Annotated in this window: 16 protein-coding genes, 1 tRNA gene and 1 pseudogene; 15 read left to right on the top strand and 3 right to left on the bottom strand. The window is 55.5% G+C overall.

Annotated elements, in window-relative coordinates; genetic code table 11:
* From ABHR76_RS04140 to nagA, 10 genes and pseudogenes are all read left to right on the top strand, one after another.
* Window positions 1–186 (top strand): annotated as a pseudogene (locus ABHR76_RS04140) (YhcH/YjgK/YiaL family protein); the annotation flags it as partial.
* A gap of 485 nt (window positions 187–671) precedes the next feature.
* Window positions 672–2,468, top strand: coding sequence for a glycoside hydrolase family 35 protein (locus ABHR76_RS04135; RefSeq protein ID WP_195543932.1), 1,797 nt, complete (start codon window positions 672–674; stop codon window positions 2,466–2,468).
* 2 nt (window positions 2,469–2,470) lie between these two features.
* Window positions 2,471–2,935 (top strand): PTS sugar transporter subunit IIB, encoded by a 465-nt coding sequence (locus ABHR76_RS04130; protein WP_346976875.1) that lies wholly within the window; start codon window positions 2,471–2,473, stop codon window positions 2,933–2,935.
* Between the two features lie 94 nt (window positions 2,936–3,029).
* Window positions 3,030–3,917: a PTS mannose/fructose/sorbose/N-acetylgalactosamine transporter subunit IIC gene (locus tag ABHR76_RS04125; protein ID WP_238022885.1), complete on the top strand. Its 888-nt coding sequence runs from the start codon at window positions 3,030–3,032 to the stop codon at window positions 3,915–3,917.
* On the top strand, window positions 3,907–4,746 hold the full coding sequence (locus ABHR76_RS04120; RefSeq protein WP_099432212.1) for a PTS system mannose/fructose/sorbose family transporter subunit IID: 840 nt from the start codon (window positions 3,907–3,909) through the stop codon (window positions 4,744–4,746). Before ABHR76_RS04125 ends, ABHR76_RS04120 begins: the two co-directional genes overlap by 11 nt.
* A 188-nt stretch (window positions 4,747–4,934) precedes the next feature.
* Window positions 4,935–5,558, top strand: coding sequence for a hypothetical protein (locus ABHR76_RS04115; RefSeq protein ID WP_346976874.1), 624 nt, complete (start codon window positions 4,935–4,937; stop codon window positions 5,556–5,558).
* Window positions 5,559–5,639: 81 nt separating this feature from the next.
* The gene (locus tag ABHR76_RS04110) at window positions 5,640–6,068 is read left to right on the top strand and encodes a PTS sugar transporter subunit IIA (RefSeq protein WP_040360084.1); all 429 of its coding nucleotides are present in this window, start codon (window positions 5,640–5,642) and stop codon (window positions 6,066–6,068) included.
* 87 nt (window positions 6,069–6,155) lie between these two features.
* Window positions 6,156–6,890 carry a GntR family transcriptional regulator gene (locus tag ABHR76_RS04105; protein WP_346976873.1) on the top strand — a complete coding sequence of 245 codons (735 nt, stop codon included), beginning with the start codon at window positions 6,156–6,158 and terminating at the stop codon, window positions 6,888–6,890.
* Between the two features lie 111 nt (window positions 6,891–7,001).
* Complete coding sequence (locus ABHR76_RS04100; RefSeq protein ID WP_346976872.1) at window positions 7,002–8,168, top strand: AgaS family sugar isomerase; 1,167 nt, start codon at window positions 7,002–7,004, stop codon at window positions 8,166–8,168.
* 115 nt (window positions 8,169–8,283) lie between these two features.
* On the top strand, window positions 8,284–9,453 hold the full coding sequence (nagA, locus tag ABHR76_RS04095; RefSeq protein ID WP_346976871.1) for an N-acetylglucosamine-6-phosphate deacetylase: 1,170 nt from the start codon (window positions 8,284–8,286) through the stop codon (window positions 9,451–9,453).
* Window positions 9,454–9,527: 74 nt separating this feature from the next.
* Here the strand turns inward: nagA and ABHR76_RS04090 are convergent, their stop codons facing one another.
* Window positions 9,528–10,112 carry a flavodoxin domain-containing protein gene (locus ABHR76_RS04090; RefSeq protein ID WP_346976870.1) on the bottom strand — a complete coding sequence of 195 codons (585 nt, stop codon included), beginning with the start codon at window positions 10,110–10,112 and terminating at the stop codon, window positions 9,528–9,530.
* 155 nt (window positions 10,113–10,267) lie between these two features.
* On the opposite strand from ABHR76_RS04090, the gene ABHR76_RS04085 reads away from it, so the two are divergent.
* The 3 genes from ABHR76_RS04085 (at window position 10,268) to ABHR76_RS04075 (ending at window position 12,815) form a co-directional block, all read left to right on the top strand.
* Window positions 10,268–11,149, top strand: coding sequence for an aldose 1-epimerase family protein (locus ABHR76_RS04085; protein ID WP_346976869.1), 882 nt, complete (start codon window positions 10,268–10,270; stop codon window positions 11,147–11,149).
* A gap of 59 nt (window positions 11,150–11,208) precedes the next feature.
* Window positions 11,209–12,144 carry a hexose kinase gene (locus ABHR76_RS04080; RefSeq protein ID WP_195543938.1) on the top strand — a complete coding sequence of 312 codons (936 nt, stop codon included), beginning with the start codon at window positions 11,209–11,211 and terminating at the stop codon, window positions 12,142–12,144.
* Window positions 12,145–12,341: 197 nt separating this feature from the next.
* Window positions 12,342–12,815, top strand: a complete 474-nt coding sequence (locus tag ABHR76_RS04075; protein WP_117654927.1) for a NanQ anomerase/TabA/YiaL family protein — start codon at window positions 12,342–12,344, stop codon at window positions 12,813–12,815.
* 208 nt (window positions 12,816–13,023) lie between these two features.
* Here the strand turns inward: ABHR76_RS04075 and ABHR76_RS04070 are convergent.
* Window positions 13,024–13,099, bottom strand: a tRNA-Thr gene (locus tag ABHR76_RS04070).
* 157 nt (window positions 13,100–13,256) lie between these two features.
* Here ABHR76_RS04070 and ABHR76_RS04065 point away from each other — a divergent pair.
* The gene (locus ABHR76_RS04065; protein WP_346976868.1) at window positions 13,257–13,739 is read left to right on the top strand and encodes a PTS sugar transporter subunit IIB; all 483 of its coding nucleotides are present in this window, start codon (window positions 13,257–13,259) and stop codon (window positions 13,737–13,739) included.
* A gap of 326 nt (window positions 13,740–14,065) precedes the next feature.
* On the opposite strand, the gene ABHR76_RS04060 is transcribed toward ABHR76_RS04065, so the two are convergent.
* Entirely contained in the window at window positions 14,066–15,118 is a 1,053-nt protein-coding gene (locus tag ABHR76_RS04060) for an aldose epimerase family protein (protein WP_346976867.1), read from the bottom strand.
* Window positions 15,119–15,323: 205 nt separating this feature from the next.
* On the opposite strand from ABHR76_RS04060, the gene ABHR76_RS04055 reads away from it, so the two are divergent.
* Complete coding sequence (locus ABHR76_RS04055; protein WP_346976866.1) at window positions 15,324–16,088, top strand: DeoR/GlpR family DNA-binding transcription regulator; 765 nt, start codon at window positions 15,324–15,326, stop codon at window positions 16,086–16,088.
* The last annotated feature ends 164 nt before the right edge of the window (window positions 16,089–16,252 follow it).

The raw sequence follows: 16,252 nt of genomic DNA, 5'->3' as shown, positions 1-16,252 counted from the left end.
GAGAAGGACGACTACGATCTGGTCGATTCCGACGCCTCGATCGCCGGCGATCTTGCTGACGACAAGTTCGCGCTGTTTGTTGCCGGCGAGCCTCATATGCCCACGCTCGAGTTCCCGGGCGATGGCGCACAGCCGGTCAAGAAGATCTGCTTTAAGCTGCTTGCAGACGCTTACTGGGAGGAGTAGCGAACTGCTCGGCTGAGTTGTTCGCCTGATGGCGTGATTCCCCTAGGGAAATCACGCAAGGACCCCGCCAAATGTGTTTCCCCTAGGGGAATCACGTTTGGCGGGGTTTTATGTTTATGAATAGGGGAACTGAAGCCGTGACGATGCTTGGGTTGGCGCACGCGCACTCAAATCGGCAACAACAAAGTAGATAAGCATTTGAAGAAATGCGATTGAAACATAATGTAACTAGTATGAAATAGTGGATAGCTGGTACATACCACCTTTCAAATATAGAATCGTTAGAAATCTATAGTTAAAAAGTAATTTACCAGCGGGTTTATATTTTGTTCATTAAAGCCGTTCATCGCAATTTCGCTACCGTTTACGGACCACTTCAGATTCTGTCTACATAATTGCGTTAATGCGTCCATAATAGGCAAGGCGTTTAGCCGAGGGCCGAGGAACCGGCATCCGCGTCGTAGAGCACGAAGATCGGGAGTAGCATGCATTCGTTTAAGATCACCAATCAATTCCTACTTGATGATGAGCCGTTCACCATCTTGTCGGGGGCGATTCACTATATGCGTGTTCATCCGAGCGACTGGCACCACTCGCTCTATAACCTTAAGGCTCTTGGGTTTAATACGGTCGAAACGTATGTACCGTGGAATCTTCATGAGCCAAAGCCTGGCGTCTTCGATTTTTCTGGCTCAATCGATTTGGCGGCATTTCTTGATGAGGCAGCATCGCTCGGTCTGTATGCAATTGTTCGGCCCTCTCCGTTTATTTGTGCAGAATGGGAATTTGGCGGCATGCCAGCATGGCTGCTGCGCGAACATGATATGAGGCCGCGTAGCAGCGACCCCAAATTTCTTGCTCACGTTGCGCAGTACTACGACCATCTCATGCCGATACTCGTCTCGCGTCAGATTGACAAGGGCGGAAATATCATCATGATGCAGGTTGAAAACGAGTATGGATCATATTGCGAGGATAAGGACTATCTTCGCGCGATTCGTCGCCTTATGGTCGAGCGTGGGGTTTCCGTGCCCCTTTGTACTTCCGATGGCCCGTGGCGTGGGTGCCTTCGTGCCGGTACGCTCATTGACGATGATGTGTTGTGCACCGGCAACTTTGGTTCTCATGCAAAGGAGAACTTTGAGGCTCTTTCTGCTTTTCACAAGGAGCATGGAAAACAATGGCCTCTTATGTGCATGGAGTTGTGGGACGGCTGGTTCAATCGCTATGGGGAGAACGTCATCAGACGCGATCCCGAAGATCTTGCCTCTTGCGTTCGCGAGGTGCTCGAGCTTGGAGGATCTTTAAACCTCTACATGTTTCATGGAGGCACCAACTTTGGATTTATGAACGGATGTTCTGCACGCCATACGCATGACCTGCACCAGGTGACATCATATGACTACGATGCTCCATTGGACGAACAGGGCAACCCGACCGAGAAATACTTCGCAATTCAAAGGACAGTTCACGAGCTGTATCCCGATATCGCGCAAAGCAAGCCGTTAACAAAAAAGGCGTTTTCCATGCCCGATATTTCGGTGAGTGAGCGCGTAAGTCTCTTTAATGTGCTCGATATTCTTTCGGAGCCGATTGAAGCCCAATATCCTATGCCCATGGAAGAGATGGGTCAGTCGTATGGATATACGTTATATACCACGACTGTCGAGCGTGACCGTGCAGATGAAGAGCGTATTCGGGTTATTGACGCCCGCGACCGCGCTCAGGTGTTTGTGAACGGTGACAAGGTGGCGACGCAGTATCAGGAGCACATCGGGGAAGATATTCACTGCGTTCTTCCCTGTGAACACAACCGCCTGGATGTTCTGACCGAGGATATGGGTCGCGTCAATTATGGTCACAAATTGCTCGCTGATACGCAGCATAAGGGCATTAGGACAGGAGTTTGCGTTGATCTTCACTTTGTTACCGGTTGGGAGATGCGTTGTCTGCCACTCGATAACATCGATAATCTTGATTATTCCGCCGGCTGGGTAGAGGGGCAACCTTCCTTTTATCGCGCAAAGTTTGATATATCTGAGCCGGCTGATACCTTTATCGACACTACGGGTTTTGGAAAGGGTGTGGCATTCGTAAACGGAACGAATGTCGGACGTTTTTGGGATAAGGGTCCCATCATGACGCTCTATGTTCCGCACGGTTTATTACACCCTGGTACCAATGAACTCGTTATGTTCGAAACAGAGGGCGTGTATGATGCGAAAATCTCCCTTCGCTCTGAGCCCGTTATCCGTACACTTGAACAAGAAGGAGTTGAGTAGAAATGATTGTAGGCGCACGAATCGACTTTCGCTTGATTCACGGACAGGTGGCAAACCTCTGGTCTAACGCCCGTCAGGTAAGCCGCTTCATGGTAGTTGACGACGAGGTATCGCTAGATGCTACCCAAAAGCAGGTTCTTCGCATGGCTTGCCCGGCAACTGTGAAGTTGTCCGTGCTTCCTGTCGACAAGGCCGCTGCCAACATCACTGCTGGCAAATATGATGCGCAACGTCTCTTCATTGTTGCGAAAAAGCCTGAGGTCTACGTTCGACTTTTGGAACAAGGTGTTAAGCTTGAGCAGCTCATCGTCGGTAATATGACGACAATGGAGCCGGTCAAGAAGCTGAATCGCAACATTAGTTGCGACCAGGGGGACCTTGACGCATTTGCCAAACTCAAGGCCGATAATCTTCCTATTGTCATTCAGCTGACGCCGCAGGATAACCCAGAGGCTCTCACGCTCTAGTCGAATTAACGCTAGGCCGTGAAGGGGGATGCACGGTTTATGATAAGCGTATTGGTATTGTAGAAACTGTTACACCTTAAATAAGGAGTTTACCATGATTGCTTGGTGGCAGATTCTTCTGTTAACCCTGTATGCGGGTTATCAGATTATGGATGAGCTGAACTGGTACACCTGTGCCGGCTCAGCCGTCTTCTCCGGTATGATTACCGGTTTGATTATGGGCGACCTGCAGACTGGCCTGTTTATCGGCGGCAGCATGCAGCTCACCGTCCTGGGCGTTGGTACCTTTGGCGGCGCCTCTCGTATCGATGCCAACTCCGGCACTCTGGTCGCCACTGCCTTTGCCGTGGGTGCGGGCATGAATCCCGAGACGGCTCTTGCCGCCATCGGCGTACCTGTCGCTGCCATTCTCGTTTACACCGATATCGCCGGCCGTTTCGCCAACACGTTCTTCGGTCACATGTGCGATGCCGATATCGAGAAGATGAACTGGGGCGCCTACAACGTACACTACTTGCTCGGTGCCGTTTCCTGGATGTTGTCCCGCATGATTCCGGTCTTCCTGGCTCTCGCATTTGGCCAGGGCGTGGTCGAGGGCATCACCACCGCCCTTAACGGCGACTGGAAGTGGCTGGGTGACGGTCTGTCTGTTGCTGGCGGTGCCTTGCCCGCCGTTGGCTTCGCCATCCTGCTCCGTTACCTGCCGGTCAAAAAGCACGTCGCCTACCTGCTGCTCGGCTTTGTAGTCGCCGCCCTGTTTGGTACGGCCTTCACGAGCATCATGAACCTCAACGCCAACATCGTCGCTGTGAACGGTGCGCTTGGTAAGGGCGCCGTGGATATGGTCGGTATGTTCAATAACATGTCGATGCTGGCGATCGCTATTATTGGCTTTGCTCTGTCTTTGCTGTACTACAAGAACAACCAGCGTCCCGTCGCTGCTGCTGGCGCTGCGGAGGGAGACGACGACGATGAGCTCTAATGAGAAACTCGCCAATGGCACCACTGGCTACAAGATTACCAAGGACGACCTTGCGCAGATCAACCGTCGTAACCTGTTTGGTTTCCAGGATGGTTGGAACTACGAGCGCATGCAGCACTCTGGTTATCTCTGGATTATCCTGCCCACGCTGCGCAAGCTGTACGGTGACGGCACGCCGGAGCTAAAGGAAGCCTGCCGCGCCCAGTGCGCACCGTTCTTCAACACCTCAAACTTCCTCAACACGATCATCACCGGTATCGATTTGGCGATCGAGGAAGAGGAGGGCATTGAGGGCCTCGAGGCTGTTGCCGGTCTCAAGACTGGTCTCATGGGACCGCTGGCTTCCATCGGCGATTCCATCTTCGGTTCGCTGCTCCCGACCATTTTCGGCGCCCTGGCTGCCAATATGGCCATGAACGGCAACCCCTTGGGTATCTTCATCTGGGTCGCCGTGAACATCCTTGTTGACTGGTTCCGCTGCAAGCAGACCCACATGGCCTATGAGCAGGGTATGAAGCTCGTCACCACCATGAGCGATCGCCTGAATGCGTTGACCGACGCGGCCTCCGTAATGGGTGTCTTTATGGTCGGTGCTCTGGTCGCAACCAATGTCGGTATCGTTATTGCGGCGAAGCCTGTTATCGGCGGCGTTACCGTTGACTTGCAGAACATCTGCAATATGATTTGCCCCAAGCTGGTTCCTGCCGCACTCGTCGGCTTCGTATACTGGCTCCTCGGTAAGAAGGGCATGACCTCGACGAAGGCCATCTTTATCGTCTTGGTTCTGTCCATTGCCTTGGGTGCATTCGGTATCATTTGCAAGGGCTAAATACCCCATATTGTCACGGCATTTGAGCCTCAATTGAGACGTGGCGCACACCTCCAAGGCGACTTTATCGCCATATCCCCTGGAGTGTGCGCCTCTTTTGTTTTGTCGGACACCGCTGTTCATAGGCGGTTATGCAGTCATCGTGTTCGATTAATTCCTTAAGGCTGCCTTGAAGGGAATATAGTGCAATGCCATTTTGGATCGTCCTGTTCATTTGTGTTGTCGTGGCTTATTTCGCTGTGACCGAAGGAGCGAAAAAATACTTCGATATGAAATTGCAGGTATTGTTTAACTTGGGCTTATACCAAGATTGCATAGACCTGCTCGATCGCAAACTTGCGCGTATAGTAATGTCTACGTATAAGCAGTATTACCTGCGTTTCACGATCTATGAAGCTGCTGATATGGACGCATATGCGGATCGAATGCTTGACCACTTGCTGGAGATGTCGTGCAGCGATAAACAACGTCGACAGCTTGCGGTTCGCGCCTTTAATTTCTATATCAAGACGGGTGACCGGAAGCGGGCAGCGTCCATGTTGGAAGAGATGCGCCCCATCGTGTCGAAGGGCATTTTGGCGGACAGTCAATTGACCTACGACATAGTCTTTTGCCGTCGGCATGATAAGATCGATGAGATGGAAGCTATGCTGGATACGAACGACCTTGGGTTACGCGGAAAGCTCTATCTGCTGCTTTCATATCAATATGAGAGCAGCGGGAACAAGGGCGAAGCACGTAGATATCGCAACCTTGAAAAGCAGCTTAGAGACGCTCACAGACCTCCCACGATAAAACAAAATACTCACTAAACTTTAATGATGCAGTGGTCGTAAGAGCCCTTTTGAGGGGTTCTTTGGCTAGAGAAAGCGAACGGTAGAAAGGTAGATAGAATGATTGGATTTGTACTAACTGGTCACGGTCAGTTTGCACCTGGTTTGAAAAGCGCTGTGGATATGGTCGCCGGCGAACAGCCTAATTTTGAGGTAGTTCCTTTTGCGGGCTCGGAGGCGGTTACTTTTGGTGATGATTTGCGAACCTGCATTGCCAAGATGCGTCAAGCTTGTGATGGCGTATTGGTGTTTGTTGATTTGCTTGGCGGTACTCCGTTCAATCAAGCTATCCCAATGACGACTGAGCTCGATAACGTGACCGTTGTCACCGGAACAAATCTACCTATGCTGGTGGAGCTCGTTATGACGCGTGCGTTTGGAGACCCAACGCTTGATGAACTTGCCGAACGCGCACGGGTCGTTGGTCGTGAGGGAGTCGATCTCAAGAAACTCGAGAGTGCTGACATTGATGAAGACGATGAGATGTAGTGTCGCTATTAGCCCATTTATGGGACATGTTGATGCATTACCTGAAGGCTGAAGTATTGGTCAATTGCTCATTACGTGGAGAATATCATGACGTGCAAGAGGCACAGGCAACCGCTATACGATCAGCTCGTAGATATTCTGATCGAGAAAATTGATCATGAATATCAGCCAGGTGATTTGATTCCGTCCGAACGTGAACTTGCCGAACGCTACGGGCTTTCGCGATCGACTGTCCGACTTGCAATTCAGGAACTTGAGTATCTTGGTCGGATTGTGCGAAAACAAGGTCGCGGTACGTTTGTTGCCGATCGACTAGCTCAAGCAACAAATCTTACCCAATCGTACAGTTTTACTGAACAGATGAAAGCGATGGGCCGGCTGCCAGAAACAACCATCTTAGAGTTCTGTGAAATGGAAGCAGATAAAACGCTCTCGATACAAATGGGGATTCGTTTGGGTGAAAAGGTGTTAAAACTCAAACGTTTACGGATGGCAGATGGTATACCTATGATGGTTGAGCGTAGCTATCTTCCAGCAAAGCTCTTTATTTCACTCAAGCGTCCTCTACTCGAACAGAAGCCCCTTTACGATGTCATTGAGCAGGATTATCAGCAGAAAATTCGAGTAGCAGATGAGGAGTTCTCTGCGGGTATAGCACGTCCATGTGACGCTCGGCTTCTAGGTATTAGTGAGGGTGCGCCAGTTCTGGACATAGTCCGAACTACTCACAACACCCAAAATGATGTTGTCGAGTTCACGCTTTCGGTGGCTCGCGCGGACAAGTTCAAGTACAGAATCTCTCACTATCGAGATACTGTGTGATCGGATACGAGTGCTAACGAAAGAAAAACAGCCTATGACTACTACTCGATTTGACTTTTCAGGTTGAGTCTTTGTATATCAGGCAATTTAGTAAAGAAAGAGGTATTAGAAATGTTCGAGAAGAGTGTCGAGGAGCTCACCGAGCTCGGCGCCCAGATCACCACGGCCGAGATTGCTCAGCAGCCCGAGCTTTGGCGTGATACGCTCAACATCTATCGCGAGAACAAGGAGGCCATCGAGGCCTTCCTGGCCGAGGCTCGCGCTATGGGCGAGGGTCGTCTGTCCGTTGTCTTCACCGGTGCCGGTACGTCCGACTACGTTGGCGATACCTGCGCCCCGTACCTGCGTCACGCTGGCAACACTGATCTCTACGACTTTAAGCCCATCGCCACGACCGACATCGTGAGCGCCCCGCGCGACTTCCTGCGCGCCGAGGATCCCACGCTCGTGGTTTCCTTTGCCCGTTCTGGCAACAGCCCCGAGAGCCTTGCCGCCGTTGCCGTTGCCAAGGAGCTCGTCCACAACGTCAAGTTCCTCAACATCACCTGCGCTCCCGAGGGCAAGCTCGCCGTCGAGTCTGCCGATGATCCCAATGCGCTGACGCTGCTCATTCCGCGCGCCAACGACAAGGGCTTCGCCATGACTGGCTCTTATTCCTGCATGACCCTGCTCTCCACCCTTATTTTCGACACTGCCTCTGACGAGCAGAAGGCCGAGTGGGTCGAGACCATCGCCAAGATGGGCGAGGAGGTTATCGCTCGCGAGTCCGAGGTCGCCGATTACCTGGCTGGCGACTTCAACCGCGTGACCTACCTGGGTTCTGGCTCCTTTGGTGGCCTTGCCCAGGAGAGCCAGCTCAAGATCCTCGAGCTCGCTCACGGTCTGGTCGCTACTTCCTACGACACCTCTATGGGCTATCGTCACGGACCCAAGTCCTTCGTCGACGATAAGACGCTCGTCTTCGTGTTCGTCAATAACGACGCCTATACCCGTCAGTACGATATCGACATCCTCAACGAGATCGGCGGCGACGAGATCGCTCAGCACACCGTCGCCGTTCAGCAGGAAGGTGCTACCGTCTATGAGGGTGAGTCCTTCACCTTTAAGGGCTACGAAGCGCTTCCCGAGGGCTACCTCGCTCTGCCGTTCGTGATGTTTGCCCAGGCCATCAGCCTGCTCAACTCCGTGCGCGTGGGCAACACGCCCGATACGCCGAGCCCCACCGGCACGGTCAACCGCGTGGTCAAGGGCGTGACGATTCACCCCTTCACCGCTTAATCGCGTCCCTCTGTAAGGGCGCCCGTCCGCTCATAACGGCGGGCGGGCGCTTTTTGTTTTACCTGAGCTGGGTATAGCATCACCACAGTCAACTGCTTTAAAGCGAGGAGTGCATATGAGCGCGTACGCAATTAAGGCTGACAAGTTCTTCTTGCCGGCAGGTCCGCAACTGGGCGGCTATCTTATGGTCGAGGATGGCGTCTTTGGCGCCTGGCAGGCCGTCGAGCCCTCTTGCGAGATTAAGGACTACACGGGATCGTGGATCGCACCGGGTATGGTCGATACTCACATCCATGGCTTCTACAACCACTCAACTACCGATAACGATCCCGAGGGCATCGATATCAGCTCGACCGAGCTCGCCCGTCGCGGTACCACCAGCTGGCTGCCCACGACGTTCACCGATGGCGTCGAGCAGATCAAGGACGCCTGCGCCGCCATCGCTCAGGCGGACGAGGGCCGCGGCCCCGACTTCTGCGGTGCCCGCATTCAGGGTATCTACCTGGAGGGCCCCTTCTTTACCATGAAGCACGTGGGCGCGCAGAACCCCGCTTATCTTATCGATCCCTCCGAGGAGGTCTTCGATCAGTGGCAGGAGGCTGCGGGTGGTCGCATCGTTAAGAGCGCCATGGCGGCCGAGCGCGACGGTGCCGCTGCTTATGCGGCTGCGCTGAACGCCAAGGGCGTGGTGACCAGCATCGGTCACTCCGACGCCACCTATGATGAGTGCATCGCCGCCATCAACGCCGGTGCCAGCTGCTTTACGCATACCTATAACGGCCAGCGCGGGCTGCATCACCGTGAGCCCGGTGTCGTGGGTGCTGCCATGTCCACGCCCGAGACCTACGCTGAGATCATCTGTGACGGCAAGCACGTAAACCCTGCCGCCATCAAGGCGCTGCTGCAGGCAAAGGGCTGGCAACACACGGTACTCATCACCGACTGCCTTGGCTGCGGCGGCATGCCCGAGGGCAGCTACACCAGCGGCGGCATGGACGTCATCATGAAGGACAACCTGTGCTGGCTCGCCGACGGCAAGAGCATTGCCGGCTCGGTGCTCACGCTTGCCCAGGGCGTCAAGAACATCGTCGACTGGGGCATCGCCAGCGCCGATATCGCCATTCGCATGGCAACCGAGGTGCCGGCACGCTCCGCGCACATCGAGGATAAGTGCGGCAGCATCATGCCGGGTCGCGACGCCGACTTTGTCGTGTTCGACCATGAGCTCACCCTCGTCGAGACGTATGTTGGCGGTCAGAGCGTCGGCAACGCCTTTACCGAGTAACGAGAGAAAAAACGGCGGGTCCGAATCTGCTCGGACCCGCCGTATGGGTTAAACGCTCAAAAGCACCTTAACAGTTACAGCTTGTTAGCGATCTTCTTTGCCGTGCGCTTGACGCCGGCCACAAGACCTCCCGCAGGATGCTCCTTTTCGTAGGCTAGACGCTTCTCGCGCTTGGCGCACTCTTCGACGATGATGTCGCCATACTTGTCTTCGACCTTGTCGAAGAAGTCGACGGCGCCCTTAATTTCCTCAGCGGTCGGGTGCCCCTTTTGGACACCGCCGGCGAGTTTGAATGGTCCCCACGTATCAAAGCCGGGGCAGCCGTAGACACCCATAAAGATGGCCTGCCTCATGCGGCAGATGCCATCGATATCCTTGCCGTACCACTTGTTTTTGCCACCGTAGGTCATAAGGCCAAACACCTTGTCCTGCGGCTGCAGCACGTTAGTGAGCACGCGTGCCATGTCCTTGTCGATCTCGGAGTAATAGATGCCCGTGGCGACGCCAATCAGATGGTATTCGTGCAGGTCGGGGTACTCGTTTTTGCCAAGCGCCTTGACGTCGAGGGTATCGATTTCGGGGTGCGCCTCGACGATGGCGTCCACGAGCTTTTTCGTATTGCCGTGGTGGCGCGAGGCATAGAGGATGATGGTTCGCATAAGAAGGCCTTTCAGCTGTAATTGCATCAATGTCTGTATGGTGCCCCGTTGCATGCCTGGGATACCGGATGCATCGGTGAACGTGCGGGTTTGTCCTTTGGTCAGGGCCGAGACAGGTACTTGCGAGCAAAAGCAGTTGTTCGAAAGGATGGGCAATGGAATACGCTCTCTCCAACGATTCGATTTCTATTAAGGTGTCCACGGCTGGTGGTTCGTTTACCTCGATTGAGGCTGGAGGTCGCGAGTACTTGTGGCAGGGCGATCCCGCCGTGTGGTCCGGCCAAGCACCGATTTGCTTCCCGATTTGCGGAGGCTTGCGCGACAACAGCGCCATGACGTTTGCCGGGCATCATGTAAAGCTCGCTCGCCACGGGTTTGCGCGCAAACAGGAGTGGAAACTGCTGAGCCAGAGCGAGAACGAGCTGGCGATGTGCCTGGCTTCCGAGGATAACGCCGCGCTGCTGAGCGATTATCCGTACCCGTTTAAGCTTGTCGCTCGTTATACGCTCGAGGACTCTGCTGTGCGCGTCTCCTATGAGGTGACCAACGAGGGAACCGAGGACATGCCGTTCTTTATCGGCGGTCATCCCGGCTTTAGGTGTCCGCTCGATGAGGGCGAGGCCTATACGGACTACGAGTTGCGCTTTGAGAAGGACGAGGCTGCGGAGCTTTGCACTGCCGTCCCCTCGACTGGCTTGATTGACGTGACCAATCGCTCCAAGAACCCCATGGTGGGAAAGACACTGCCTCTGTCGCATGAGCTCTTCGATTTTGCGGAGACCATCTTTGACGTGCTCGAGAGCCGTCAGGTCACGCTTTCCAAAAAGGGCGAGGACAAGGGCGTCCGCCTGAGCTTTGAGGGCTTCCCATATCTCATTGTGTGGAGCAAGCCCGAGGGCGATTTTGTGGCGGTTGAGCCTTGGGGCGGCCTTTCGACCTGCTCCGATGAGGACGACGTGCTTGAGCATAAGCGCGGCTGCCTTGTCGCCAAGCCCAAGGAGACCGTCGTCCGCTCGTTCACGATTGAGATTCTGTAATTCCGTTTTGTCGACTCGTATCGCGAGGCACAAGGAGCCTGCGAGATAAGGAGCTAAAAATGATCCTCACCGTTACGATGAACCCGTCTGTTGATACGCGCTATCAGCTCGATGAGCTCGTTATCGACGACGTTAACCGTGTGACGCCCGAAAAGACCGCTGGCGGCAAGGGCCTCAACGTGGCCCGTGTGCTGGGTCAGCTGGGCGACGACGTTGTGGCAACCGGTTTGCTCGGCGGCCACATGGGCGCCTACATGGCTGAGCTCATGGACGCCAACGGTATTAACAACGACTTTGTGCCCATCAAGGGCGAGACTCGCATTTGCCTCAACATCCTCCACGCCGGCAACCAGACCGAGCTGCTCGAGAGTGGCCCGACAATTGCCCCCGAGGAGCTCGATGCCTTTACCGCCAAGTTTACTGAGCTTGCGGGCAAGGCCGACGTCGTTACCATCTCGGGTTCTCTGCCCCGCGGTGTCGAGGCAGGCTACTATGCCAAGATCACGGGCATTGCCGAGAACGCCGGAGCCAAGGTGCTGCTCGATACCTCGGGTGCTTCGCTCGAGGCCGCCCTTAAGTCCGAAATTAAACCCGAGCTGGTCAAGCCTAACCTGACCGAGATCAACGGCCTTCTGGGCACGAGCTTTACCACCGACGATGTGGACGAGCTCCGCGCCGCGCTCGCCTCTGATGCCCGCTTCTCCGATATCCCCTGGGTCGTCGTGTCCATGGGCGCTGCCGGCTCCGTTGGCTTCCATAATGGTCGTGCGTTCCGCGCAAAGACGCCCGATATCCCTGCCGTTAACGCAACAGGCTCTGGCGACTCCACTATCGCAGGCTTCGCGCATGCCATCGCTGCTGGCGCAGACGACGAGACGGTGCTGCGTACCGCCAACACTTGCGGCAAGCTCAACGCCATGGATCCCATGACTGGCCACTTGGTTATGGACCGTTGGGACGAGGTTTACAACGGCGTTGTCGTGACCGAGCTGTAGGAGCTTGTGCTGCGGCCCCGGCATCGGTTGCTAGCTCATGTCGCCGACAGGTGCAGTAGCATTATGCCGGGGCGCGACGCCGACACTGTCGTGTTCAATCCCGACCTTACCCTGGTCGAGACGCATGTGGGTGGCAACAGCGTCGGTAATGCGTTTGCCGAGTAGCCGCCAAAGAAGCGATCCGAGAGGGGATTTAGATGATTTACGGTGCATTGGGCGATATCGAGGAGTACCGCGGAATGCTCAAGGGCCTCGACGTGCTGATCGACTGGCTCGAGGAGAACGACCCGGCGCAGCTCGAGGTCGGCAGCCATCCGATTCTGGGCGACAAGGTCTTTGCGAACGTCATGGCTCCCACGACGCGTCCCGAGGCAGAGGCTCACTACGAGACGCATCAGCGCTATCACGACCTGCAGATCGATGTCGAGGGTCGCGAGGCCTTTAAGGTTGCCACGGGCAGCCTGACGCTGGTCCAGGAGTTCGACGAGAAGGACGACTACGATCTGGTCGATTCCGACGCCTCGATCGCCGGCGATCTTGCTGACGACAAGTTCGCGCTGTTCGTTGCCGGCGAGCCTCATATGCCCACGCTCGAGTTCCCGGGCGATGGCGCACAGCCGGTCAAGAAGATCTGCTTTAAGCTGCTTGCAGACGCTTACTGGGAGGAGTAGCGAACTGCTCGGCTGAGCTGTTCGTGTTGCGAGCGTTATCCTTTGGGGGAGCGCGCTTAGGCCCCGCTGATCGCGGTTCCTTAGGGGATTGCGGCTGGCGGGGCTTTTTGTTGAGTAGGGGAGTTTCCGGCGGCGTTGTGCTTGGATTGGCGGATGCGCGCCCAAATCGGCAACAAAAAAGCCGCCCGAAGGCGGCTATCTTGTGCAATGGAGCCAGCGACCGGGCTCGAACCGGTGACCCCCGCTTTACGAGAGCGGTGCTCTACCAACTGAGCTACGCTGGCGGCCATGTGGTGACGCAACTGAGGCGTCAACGGCTGTTTATGATACGGGACATCGCACATCCGCGCAAGGGTTCTGACGGCTTTTCTCACTTTAAATGCACTAATATTGGAGACGTGATGTCCCGCTCGTATGGGTCTCAAACAGAATGGGGCAGCCATGGCTCAACCCAAGATTCTTCTCACGCGTATCGATGACCGTTTCATTTACGGGCAAGACGTTGAGCTGTGGAACGAGGCGACTGGTTCCAACCTTGTCCTAATCGTCAACGATGAGATCGCGGCGGATTCGCGCCAATGGGCACCCATGAGGGCGGCGGCGCCAGAAGGCGTCTGGACAAGGTTTTTCTCGGTGCAAAGGACTATCGACATCATTCATACCGCAACGCCGCGTCAATGGATTCTGATCATGGTGGCCTCACCTGCCGATGCACTCGCGCTGGTTAAGGGTGGAGTGCCGATCACCGAGATCAGCATTGGTCATATGCAGGCAGGGGAGGGCAAGCGTCCCGCAACGCCCGCAGTTGCCGTAGACGACACAGACGTCGCTGTTCTCAGAGAGCTGCAAAAGCTCGGCATAGAACTAGAAATCCGCTATCTCCCCAGTTCCGCCCCCGACCCCATCGGCAATCTGTTCAACTGATCCCTTGGGGACGGAGGAAAACGGATCATTTTGCCTTCGTAGGGGATCTGTGTGGCGCTGTCCGCCAAAACTATGCCGGTTTACTACGATGAATTGCTTATCGCCGAGCATGCCAAATTTGCAGAGAATAAAACCGCAGGTAGACGAGTTGCTAATTTTTTATAAACCAGCGCGTGGTCGGACATAGTGGGTTCATCGTAGTAATTCGGCATAGTTTTGTTATGTCACCAATTCGGTGGCATCGAAAAGAAGGATTTAGGCATGAAGCAGCGCCCGTCGGCGGTGGTGCCGGCGGGCGTTGCTGTGCGAGATGTCGCGTTGTGGGCCTAGTGCCTCATAAAGTGGTATTCGATCATATTGCTGTAGGGGTGACCCGGACCCACAATGCCCTGCGGGAACAGCGACTGGTGCGGCGTGTCGGGGTACATCTCGGCCTCGAGAGCAAAGCCGGCGCCCCAGCCATAGTTGGCATCGTCCTTGGCGTGCTCGTCGCCCAGCCAGTTGCCGGTGTAGAGCTGCACGCCCGGTGCGGTGGTGTAGTAGTCCAGCTCGCGACCGGTCCACATCTCCTCGACGTGCATCGCGCGGCGCAGGTTGCGACCGTACTGATAGCCATCGATGCACAGGCAGTGGTCGTAGCCACGGGCCTGCTTAATCTGCGGGTCGTCGGCTTCCATACCGGGAGCGACGGGGCGCAGCTCACGGAAGTCAAACGGTGTTCCATCGACCGGAGCAATCTCGCCGGTGGGGATGTTCTGCTCGTTGATGGGCAGGTAGTTGGCAGCGTTGGCAACAAAGAAGTGCTCACAATCCATGCCGGCGTTATGGCCGGCAAGGTTAAAGTACGTGTGGTTGGTCATAGACACGTAGGTGGCGCGGTCGCTCTCGCAGCCGTATTCGATACGGAAGTGGCCGGTGCGCGTCACGGTAAACACAGCCGTAAAGGTGCGGTTGCCGGGAAGACCGAGCTCGCCGTCCTCAAGCGAGGTGGTCATGCGCACGGCATTGTGGACCTCGTCGAGCTCAACGTCCCACACGCGCTTATGCAGGCCGTGCTCAAGATCGCTGTGCAGGTTGTTGACGCCCTCGTTGGCGGGCATATGCCAGTCCGTGCCGGCGATGGTGATCGTGGCACCCGCAGTGCGGTTGGCCACAGGTCCGATGGTCGCGCCAAAGCAGGCGGGGTTGTCAAAGTAATCCTCGAGTTTATCGAAGCCCAGCACCACATCGCGCACGTTGCCGGGGATGTCGGGCACGTCAATGCCCAACACGGTGGCGCCATAGTCCATAATGCGAACGCAGATCTCGGGCCCGTTGAGGGTGTAGCGATGAACGGGGGTACCGCACGGCGCGGTGCCGAAAAGCTCGGAAGTGATCATTTGGTTCCTAACATCGAGGTATTTCGGACAAACTGTAGCGCGAACAGGCGAGATTATCACTACACCCCACTAAAGCAGGGGGTATTTTTCTCAAAAAAGTGATGATTGGAGCTGTGCGGGCGTTCATTTCTGACGCGCGCGAGTCTGATACAATTTGTTCGTTATTGTTTGAATTGACGTGAGCGTGGAACAGCGAGGACTCATCGTGATTAAAGCGGAGCGACAGGATAAGGTTCGGCAGCTGCTCGAGGAACAGGGAACGGTCTCGGTCAAGGAGATTTCGGATGCGTTAGGTGTCTCGGATATGACGATCCGCCGTGACCTTGAGGAGCTTGCGAGCCTGGGCGAGATCGAGCGCGTGCACGGCGGAGCCCGCAGTGCGCAGGGCCGTCCACACGCTATGCTGCGCCATGAGTATTCGCACAGCGAAAAGCGCACGAAGCATGCCGAGGAAAAGTTGCAGATTGCGCGCCGTTCTGTGGAGCTTATCGAGGAAGGCTCGACCATCTTTTTGGGCACGGGCACCACGGTTGAGCAGATGGCCTCGATGCTGCCGGCGTTTCGCCTGCGCATTGTGACCAATTCGCTTTCGGTGTTTAACCTGCTCGAGGCGCGCGAAGACTGCGAACTGTGCCTGGTAGGCGGCGTGTACCGCCGCCGCACTGCCGCCTTTGTGGGCCCCACGGCCGAGGATACCTTGCGTGCGCTGGGCATCGATGCAGCCTTTATCGGTGCCAACGGCATTTTGGACGGCGACGTGTCCACGTCTAACATGGAAGAGGGCCGCATCCAGCAGCTCGCTTTTAGCAAGGCCGACTCGCGCTATCTGATCGCCGACTCCAGCAAGATCGGCAAGCGCGACTTCTACACCTTCTGCCGTCTGGACAGCCTGGACGCCGTGGTGTGCGAGCCGGGTATTACCGTCGAGGATCGTGCCGCCATCGAGGAACACACGCAGGTTATTTGCTAGTTATCGCTACGGGATTGCCAACGGGTGATGCGGGAGGACTTTTACCTCCTGTCATTGTGGAAACCAGCGCGTCAGCGCTACGTGATATGACGCGCAAATGAGGATTCCACTATCAAATCGTCTCAACCTGTAACAGGTAGGGGCGAAATCACCAACCAGATGTT

Origin of the sequence: Collinsella aerofaciens, assembly GCF_039752985.1 — a bacterium.
In the GTDB taxonomy this organism is placed as follows: Bacteria; Actinomycetota; Coriobacteriia; order Coriobacteriales; family Coriobacteriaceae; genus Collinsella; species Collinsella aerofaciens_BT.
The sequence above is the reverse complement of the archived record's forward strand: the minus strand, read 5'-3'. Positions and strand labels throughout refer to the sequence as shown.

What these genes read in the sequence shown, in the direction of transcription:
- ABHR76_RS04135 (WP_195543932.1), top strand. Translation starts at nt 672, where the DNA reads ATGCATTCGTTTAAGATCACCAATCAATTCCTACTTGATGATGAGCCG.
- ABHR76_RS04130 (WP_346976875.1), top strand. Translation starts at nt 2,471, where the DNA reads ATGATTGTAGGCGCACGAATCGACTTTCGCTTGATTCACGGACAGGTG.
- ABHR76_RS04125 (WP_238022885.1), top strand. Translation starts at nt 3,030, where the DNA reads ATGATTGCTTGGTGGCAGATTCTTCTGTTAACCCTGTATGCGGGTTAT.
- ABHR76_RS04120 (WP_099432212.1), top strand. Translation starts at nt 3,907, where the DNA reads ATGAGCTCTAATGAGAAACTCGCCAATGGCACCACTGGCTACAAGATT.
- ABHR76_RS04115 (WP_346976874.1), top strand. Translation starts at nt 4,935, where the DNA reads ATGCCATTTTGGATCGTCCTGTTCATTTGTGTTGTCGTGGCTTATTTC.
- ABHR76_RS04110 (WP_040360084.1), top strand. Translation starts at nt 5,640, where the DNA reads ATGATTGGATTTGTACTAACTGGTCACGGTCAGTTTGCACCTGGTTTG.
- ABHR76_RS04105 (WP_346976873.1), top strand. Translation starts at nt 6,156, where the DNA reads ATGACGTGCAAGAGGCACAGGCAACCGCTATACGATCAGCTCGTAGAT.
- ABHR76_RS04100 (WP_346976872.1), top strand. Translation starts at nt 7,002, where the DNA reads ATGTTCGAGAAGAGTGTCGAGGAGCTCACCGAGCTCGGCGCCCAGATC.
- nagA (WP_346976871.1), top strand. Translation starts at nt 8,284, where the DNA reads ATGAGCGCGTACGCAATTAAGGCTGACAAGTTCTTCTTGCCGGCAGGT.
- ABHR76_RS04090 (WP_346976870.1), bottom strand. Translation starts at nt 10,112, where the DNA reads ATGCGAACCATCATCCTCTATGCCTCGCGCCACCACGGCAATACGAAA.
- ABHR76_RS04085 (WP_346976869.1), top strand. Translation starts at nt 10,268, where the DNA reads ATGGAATACGCTCTCTCCAACGATTCGATTTCTATTAAGGTGTCCACG.
- ABHR76_RS04080 (WP_195543938.1), top strand. Translation starts at nt 11,209, where the DNA reads ATGATCCTCACCGTTACGATGAACCCGTCTGTTGATACGCGCTATCAG.
- ABHR76_RS04075 (WP_117654927.1), top strand. Translation starts at nt 12,342, where the DNA reads ATGATTTACGGTGCATTGGGCGATATCGAGGAGTACCGCGGAATGCTC.
- ABHR76_RS04065 (WP_346976868.1), top strand. Translation starts at nt 13,257, where the DNA reads ATGGCTCAACCCAAGATTCTTCTCACGCGTATCGATGACCGTTTCATT.
- ABHR76_RS04060 (WP_346976867.1), bottom strand. Translation starts at nt 15,118, where the DNA reads ATGATCACTTCCGAGCTTTTCGGCACCGCGCCGTGCGGTACCCCCGTT.